This window comes from Psychrobacter sp. UBA3962 (assembly GCF_002385225.1).
Classification (GTDB): Bacteria; Pseudomonadota; Gammaproteobacteria; order Pseudomonadales; family Moraxellaceae; genus Psychrobacter.
On sequence record NZ_DGDC01000025.1, the window covers coordinates 22,044 to 29,581 of the forward strand.

Consider the following 7,538-nt stretch of genomic DNA (forward strand, 5'->3'; position numbering starts at 1 on the left):
AAAATAACACAGTGGTAATAAGGCTGAGTATGGCTATATAAGAAAGGTCTTGTCCCAACTTTAATAGCATATTAAGCAAATAGTTGAGAATAAAGACGACAATAAAAAATACAATTAAATGGGTAATTTTCATAAGCAGGGTCTTATGGTAAAAGGGGTTATTTTTTTGGGTAGCCCGTAATGTCCTGAATGCTATGATATAAGGGCTTTAAGCGCTCATACATCTTCAGATAAACCTCATTGTACAGGCGTTTATAAAGCGCAACATTTTCAGGGATGGGCAAAAACTCATCACCCAAATGGGTCATTGCGTCAACTGCGGTAGCATAATCTGGATAAACGCCGAGGCCGACGGCACAGTTTATGGCAGCCCCCAATCCAGAAGCCTCATAAGTATGAGGGCGATAGGCGGGCATGGCAAAAATATCTGCGGTTAGCTGCATCGCTGCATCGCTTTGAGAGCCGCCGCCAGAGACACGAAGGTGCTTAATGGTTTGGCGAGTGCGCTTCTCAATGGTATCAAACCCAAGTTTTAGCTCATAAGCCAACCCTTCCAAAATAGCCCGGTAAACATGGGCGCGGGTGTGCACATCACCAAAACCAATCAAGGCGCCTTTGCCTTCAAGTCCAGGGTGACGCACGCCAGGTGACCAGTACGGCTGCAGCATCAATCCCATGGAGCCGGCAGGAATGCCTTTAACCGCTTGATCCAATAAGTGTTCAGTATCAATGCCTTGGGTCTTCGCCAGCTGTGCCTCGTAATGGGCAAACTGCTCTTTAAACCAGCTGACCATCCAAAATCCGCGGTAAATCATATACTCATGGTTATAGTAATTTGGGGCCGCTGCCGTATACGCGGGCATGTGTTTTATCACCTCGATATAACGGGTTGAGGTGGTATTAATGGTGGCCGTGGTGCCAAAACTTAGGCATGCGGTATCAGTGGATAAGCCGGCGCTTCCCAAGGCTTCACAAGCCTTGTCACTGGCCGCTGCAATCATCGGAGTGCCCTCAGGAATACCCGTGGCTGCCGCCGCTTCGGCAGTAATATGACCTAGTTTCTGCCCAGGTGAAACCAGTCTTGGCATCTGCTCAATGCGGCAGCTGAATAAACGCCACTTAAAGTTACTGGGCTTCATCCACTGTTGCGCCTTGTAGTCATAAGGCAAGTAGCCGGTGTTCTGACCCGTTGAGTCGACCAAATCGTCGGTCAGCTTATAAGTCAAATAGGCCGATAAGTTGACATAATGGGCAGTCTTAGCCCAAATCTCAGGCTCATGACGAGATAACCAGTTACAGCGTGCTTTTTTCTGAGCCTCTTCTGCCAACTCCCCCATACCCACTATTTTGATGAGGGGGTCAAAAACCCCCAAATCATTGGTCTCTCCTTGGCGAAAATCTATCCAAACGATGGCTGGGCGTAGGGGCTGTTTGTCCTTATCTAGACAAATCATGGTATAGCGTTGAGTGGTCAGACTAACCCCGGCAATTTGCGAGGGCTTGATATCACAGTTTTGCCATAATTGTTGACAGGCCTCACTAAGCTTTTGCCAATAGTAGGAAGCATGTTGCTCAGCAAAGTTGGCTTCAGTAGAAAAGTAAGGCTCAATAGGAACACGCGCCTTAGCAATTTCAGTACCAAATTGATCGAAGATTAATGCTCTAACGCTTTGGGTACCATTGTCTATGGCCAATAAATAAATCGGGGTTTCGTCTGTAACGCTCATAATGTGCCACTCGGTCATTAATTAGAAAATTGGCTTTGGGATATTGAGATAAAAAATATCCCCTGGCTAGCCTGCATTTTTGGATAGAGTCATCATAGGGTTTGGCTAGGACTGAGGGCAGGGAGAAGGTAGGGGAGCCTCATTATTAGGTTAAAACATCAACCTGTCAGGCCAAAAGGCGGATAATGCTTATTGCTAACCTTAAAGGTCCCTAAGTACTCAATCCTTTGAGAAACTGTATCCTTTATGACTATAGTTATAAATTAGGGCGGTCAGAGAGTCAACGACTTACTATAATATAATTTACTGTGAATCATGACTCTAAGCCCGCCTATCACTCACTGTCAAAATTGACGGGTTAAGCCGCCGGTAAATGCGCCGGTAAATGGTAGTAATTTTGCCAAAGGGCTTTATAACGGTCGACTTCTTGTTGCCATTTTTGTTGATCCCAGCCAAGCTCCGTCTGACAAATTTGTTGCAGTTTGTCGGTTACGGAATCTATCATGGCTCCTTGCGGTAAGATAAGACCTAGACGGGTACGACGCAGTAATAAATCATCAAGATGAATAACTTGCTCATAACGTGCCGCAAATCTGAGCTCTGCCCACAACGTATTGCTATCAGCGACAGGGACAAGCTCTTGAGGATCGGCAAGCTCAAGTAACTGATCTAATTGACGACCATAAAAACCTTGCAAGCGATGCTGTAATGGTGCCGGCAATTGGGCAAATTTATCATTGCTCGGCACCGGATTGCCAAAGACGGCATCATCTATGGCCGCATTATTGTCGATAGGTAACACCTGTTGACAGATTTCAAGTACATCTAGGGCAATAAGACGGAAGGTAGTCAACTTACCGCCACTGACCGTGACTAAATTGTTGTCTAACCACACGCTGTGATCGCGTTTTTCTTTGCTAGGACTGACCCGTTTGCCGTCACCGCCTTCAGAAATTAAGGGACGTACCCCTGCCCAAGTACTGATGATGTCTTCGCGGCTCAATTCGGTATGATCAAACAGCCCATTGACTGCTTGTAATAGATAATCGACTTCTTCATTGGTGATACCGACTTCTTGCTCATCCAAGGGAGGGTGGTCTAAGTCAGTGGTACCAATGACGGTTCTATTTTCCCAAGGAAAGACAAAAAGCGCTCTTTTATCAACCGGATGCAGTAAAGTATATGCCTGTTCAATCGGCAGTCGCTCTTGGCTAATCACCAAATGGCTGCCCCGAGACGGACGAATCTGTTTATGAAAGTCGCTGGATGTCTTAGATAAGGCTTTTAAACGTAAATCATCGGCCCAAGCGCCCGTAGCGCTAACCACCACTTTGGCATAAACTTCATAAGTTTCACTGCGCTGTGGGGTAGAAGTATCCACTAATCTTGCGCCGACTACTAAACCTTGGTCATTTTTTAACAACTCTTCAGCTTTAAGATAATTGATGGCCTGTGCCCCATCGTGTATCGCCTCAGCGAGCACTCGCATCACCAAGCGTGAGTCATCAGTAACCGCATCACTAAATTGACTGGCACCCAGTAATTTATCTTGTTTAATGCCAGGGTTTAAGGGCGAAAAAGCGTCTTTTTTAAAGTATCTAAAATAGCGTTTTCCCGCCAGCTTGTCATAGACTCTAAGCAGACTATTAAACATCCAAGGTGGCGGGAACTTACCTTTATAATGCGGCATCATGTAATGCATTTCATTGACTAGGCCCCCCGCTTCTTTCAGCATACGTTCGCGTTCACGAACACTGAGGACCGTGGTTTTGTAATCTCCAGAAGCGATATAACGTAGCCCACCATGAACCATTTTACTAGAGCGACTCGAGGTGCCCCAAGAGAAGTCTTTTTGTTCAATTAACAGTACCTGTAGGCCACGTTTGGCCGCTTCTCGAGCAATACCTGCCCCCGTAATACCACCGCCAATAATTAACATATCCCACGGCTCGGTACGCGAAAGGGGCGTTAAAGCGTGTTGACGTTGCTGTGTCTGGGTCATGAGGGCTCCTCGTCAGTGTTTGGCAAATGGTATTACTGGTTATTTATTCATGCCGCTAGTGCAGGCTTTAGTCTTTGAGTAATTTAGTCCTCTAACAAGCATCCTGGATTCATACGCTGCTCAGGGTCTAAGCTCTGCAACATGTCTTGGGTCACTTGTAGACCAAGCTCGCCTTTTTCAGCTATTAAATAAGGGGCATGGTCACGGCCCACACCATGTTGATGCGAAATAGTGGCTTTGCCGTTGGCGACACTGGTGCTGGCGTCGTGCTTAATCTTCTGCCAACGCTGTAGCGTCTCATCATGGTTTTTAGCGGCTCTAAAGAAATAGGTGGTATATAAGCTGGCACCTTGTTTATAAACATGTGAGATATGGGTGAATGCCATGACTTGTTCACCGCGATCTCGTAGCGATTCACGAACCGCTTTTTCCATAGCAGCCATCTGCTGGTCAATGTTGGTCCAGTTGGTCGAGGTCTCAAAGGTATCAACCATGATGCCTTTTTCCCATAAAGTGCCACGCAAATACGGGAATTTAAAGCGGCCATGAGCCCATATTGACCCCATTAAGTCTGCTAACTTGCCACTAACACCGCCATTTTGTTTTAACAGTTTTTTAAACTGAGCCAATGCCAGTGCGTTTTGGTCTTTGTTACCCGTTACGCCATAAGTCAGCATCACTTTATCAGAGCCTAAGCCTTTAGATCTTAGGTAGGCAGTAATGGCTAAAAACTGACTGCGCGTGGTGCCTAAATGCAGATGGGCATTGGTCTCAGTGGCATTGCTTAGGCGTAGCATAGATAGGCCAACATTGTTTTGAACGGCTTGTTTTAATACCGCTTTCCCAGCTTCCCAGTTGGGTAAGAACGCCACTTTAAAGAGCTCTTGCTCAGGCTGAGGCTGTACCCGCATTTTAACTTCGGTAAAGATACCGGCACGGCCTTCGGTGCCCATCATCATCTCACGTAAATCAGGACCGGCAGAGGAAGCAGGAATATCGGGTATGGTCAACTTGCCTTGAGGGGTGACCAAGGTACCGCCAGCGAACATTTGTTCAATACGGCCATAGCCTAAAGACTGCTGACCGCTTGAACGGGACGCAATCCAGCCCCCTAAGGTAGACAGTTCCCAAGACTGTGGATAATGTCCCAATCGGTAGCCACGATTATTGAGCTGCGCTTCCACAGCAGGCCCTTGAGCACCGGCTCCAAAGGTAGCAATTTGGCTTTCTTCATCTAAATCAATCAGTTTGTCCATATGGCCGGTGGCAATCGTTAATACCGGACGAGGGTCTTTTGGTGGATTTATGTGACCAGCCACAGAAGTTCCGCCACCGTAAGGGATAACTACTAGGTCGTGTTCACTGGCCAAGGCCAATAGCTTTACGACATCTTCGGTGGTTTTTGGCATGGCGACCCCATCTGGGAAAACACCAAAGTCACCACTGTGCATGGCGATCCAATCGGCGAAGCTTTGGCCACGCGCATGTCTGACACGCACTTCGTTGTCAGTAGAGACCATTGCCAATTCGGTTAAGGCTTTAGGCAGGCGTGAGGGAGGAACTGTGTTTAATACCGACTCTAGGCTAATAGAGGATAGTTTTTGAGTTTTACCAATATGGGATTTAATCAGCTTAGCGCCATGAGGTGAGACCGCTTTATTGATATTGATATTGCCCCAACCATTCCATCGGGTCTGTTCTTTGGGGGTGTTGCTTGTAGTAGGAAAGTCTAAAGCAGGTTGATCGGTCTTGCTTGCAGTTGACGTATCAGAAGCGGTGACTTTACGAAGAAGGGAGGTGATTTTACTCATAGGGATATAACCTTTCCATTTGTTATAGGCATGATTTAAATAATATATTACTAATTGTTTGTAATCAATACAACACAATAAACTATTTATTAACAAAATTTAAGCAATATAGATTTAGGGCGTTGCTTTGCTGAATTAATTACACTTTTCGGAGGCATTTAAAAACACAATTCCCCATCCCGGCTTAGATTCTTGTTAAAATAGCCGGATATAATTTTACCGCTATTTCTACGTCACGGTTAGATAACCTTTATACTAATGTGTATATTGACCTGACTTAACTTTGAATTAGACTTGCCCAATTGGACATCACTATGAGTAATAATACCCCTGCCATCAAAGAAGACCGTATTTTAATTATCGATTACGGCTCACAGTACAGCCAGCTTATTGCCCGCCGTGTGCGTGAAGCTGGTGTTTTCTGTGAGATGTATCCTTATGACATCGACACTAGCCGTATTGAAGAATTTGGTGCTAAAGGCGTTATCTTATCAGGAGGTCCTGAGAGTGTGCACGATGAAAACAGCCCAAAAATCAATCAAGCCTTATTTGATTTGAATGTGCCTATTTTAGGTATTTGCTACGGCATGCAAGCGATGGCCGATCACTTTGGTGGTAAAGTGCAAGCCAGTGACGTACATGAGTTTGGCGCAGCGACCATTGAGATTACAGGGTCTAGCACCTTGCTTGATGGTATTGAAGATGAGAAGCAAGAAAACAGCCGCTTGCATGTGTGGATGAGCCACGGTGATAAAGTGGTTGAAGCGCCGGAAGGCTTTGAAGTGGTGGCCAGTACCCCAAGTTGCCCCATCGCAGTGATGGTCAATGAAGATAAAAAATACTACGGCCTACAGTTCCATCCAGAAGTAACGCATACCCTACAAGGCGATGTGTTGTTGTCGCGCTTTGTGCATCAAATTTGTGACTGTGCCGGTAGCTGGACGCCAGATAACATCATCGATATGCGTGTTGAGCAGTTAAAAGAACAAATTGGTGACAAACAGGTTTTATTAGGTTTATCGGGCGGTGTGGACAGCTCTGTTGTGGCAGCGTTACTGCACAAAGCCATTGGCGATCAGCTGACCTGTGTGTTTGTGGACAACGGTCTATTACGTCTGCATGAAGGCGACCAAGTGATGCAAGTATTCGCTGAAAACATGGGCGTAAAAGTGGTCCGTGTTGATGCTGAAGACCGTTTCTTAACAGCGCTGGCAGGGGAGTCTGAGCCAGAAGCAAAACGTAAAATTATTGGTAAGACTTTCATTGATGTCTTCTCTGATGCAGCGCGTGATATCAGCCAAGGTAGTGATGGCAAGCCAGTAGAATTCTTGGCTCAAGGCACTATTTATCCTGACGTAATCGAGTCAGCGAAGTCGCACCAAGGTAAAGCCCACGTGATTAAGAGCCACCATAACGTAGGCGGTCTACCTGATGACTTACAGTTTGAGTTGGTTGAGCCATTACGCGACCTATTTAAAGATGAAGTGCGTAAATTGGGTATCGCGTTAGGCTTACCGCATAAAATGATTTACCGTCATCCGTTCCCAGGTCCAGGTCTAGGCGTACGTATCTTGGGTGAAGTGAAAAAAGAATACGCTGATATCCTACGTCAAGCGGACGCTATCTTTATGCAAGAGCTTGAGAAATCAGGCTGGTATGAAAAAACCGCCCAAGCTTTTGCGGTATTTACCCCAGTGAAATCTGTGGGTGTGGTCGGTGATGGCCGCCGTTATGCTTGGGTTATCGCCTTACGTGCGGTTGAAACCATCGACTTTATGACCGCGCGCTTTGCTCATTTACCATACGACTTAATTGAGACGGTTAGTAATCGTATCATGAATGAAATCGCAGATGTCTCTCGTGTGACTTATGACGTATCAAGCAAGCCACCTGCGACTATTGAGTGGGAATAACAGTAAGTTGTAGTAGGTTCTAAACGGTATTTCTAACCAGATTTTAACCAAAAAAGCACCCGATTGGGTAATGCCAGTCAGTTAA

4 protein-coding genes are annotated in these 7,538 nt (G+C 46.0%); 1 reads left to right on the top strand and 3 read right to left on the bottom strand.

Features of this window, described 5'->3' with window-relative positions:
* Window positions 1-158 precede the first annotated feature (158 nt).
* From B3S92_RS06700 to B3S92_RS06710, 3 genes are all read right to left on the bottom strand, one after another.
* Window positions 159-1,727, bottom strand: a complete 1,569-nt coding sequence (locus tag B3S92_RS06700; protein WP_296204118.1) for an FGGY-family carbohydrate kinase — start codon at window positions 1,725-1,727, stop codon at window positions 159-161.
* A 358-nt stretch (window positions 1,728-2,085) separates the two neighbouring features.
* The gene (locus tag B3S92_RS06705) at window positions 2,086-3,729 is read right to left on the bottom strand and encodes a glycerol-3-phosphate dehydrogenase/oxidase (protein WP_296204123.1); all 1,644 of its coding nucleotides are present in this window, start codon (window positions 3,727-3,729) and stop codon (window positions 2,086-2,088) included.
* An 83-nt stretch (window positions 3,730-3,812) separates the two neighbouring features.
* Complete coding sequence (locus B3S92_RS06710; protein WP_296204126.1) at window positions 3,813-5,540, bottom strand: FAD-binding oxidoreductase; 1,728 nt, start codon at window positions 5,538-5,540, stop codon at window positions 3,813-3,815.
* A gap of 314 nt (window positions 5,541-5,854) precedes the next feature.
* On the opposite strand from B3S92_RS06710, the gene guaA reads away from it, so the two are divergent.
* Window positions 5,855-7,453, top strand: a complete 1,599-nt coding sequence (guaA, locus tag B3S92_RS06715; RefSeq protein ID WP_296204130.1) for a glutamine-hydrolyzing GMP synthase — start codon at window positions 5,855-5,857, stop codon at window positions 7,451-7,453.
* The last annotated feature ends 85 nt before the right edge of the window (window positions 7,454-7,538 follow it).

Coding starts and splice junctions, on each gene's coding strand:
- guaA (WP_296204130.1), top strand. CDS start 5,855: ATGAGTAATAATACCCCTGCCATCAAAGAAGACCGTATTTTAATTATC.
- B3S92_RS06700 (WP_296204118.1), bottom strand. CDS start 1,727: ATGAGCGTTACAGACGAAACCCCGATTTATTTATTGGCCATAGACAAT.
- B3S92_RS06705 (WP_296204123.1), bottom strand. CDS start 3,729: ATGACCCAGACACAGCAACGTCAACACGCTTTAACGCCCCTTTCGCGT.
- B3S92_RS06710 (WP_296204126.1), bottom strand. CDS start 5,540: ATGAGTAAAATCACCTCCCTTCTTCGTAAAGTCACCGCTTCTGATACG.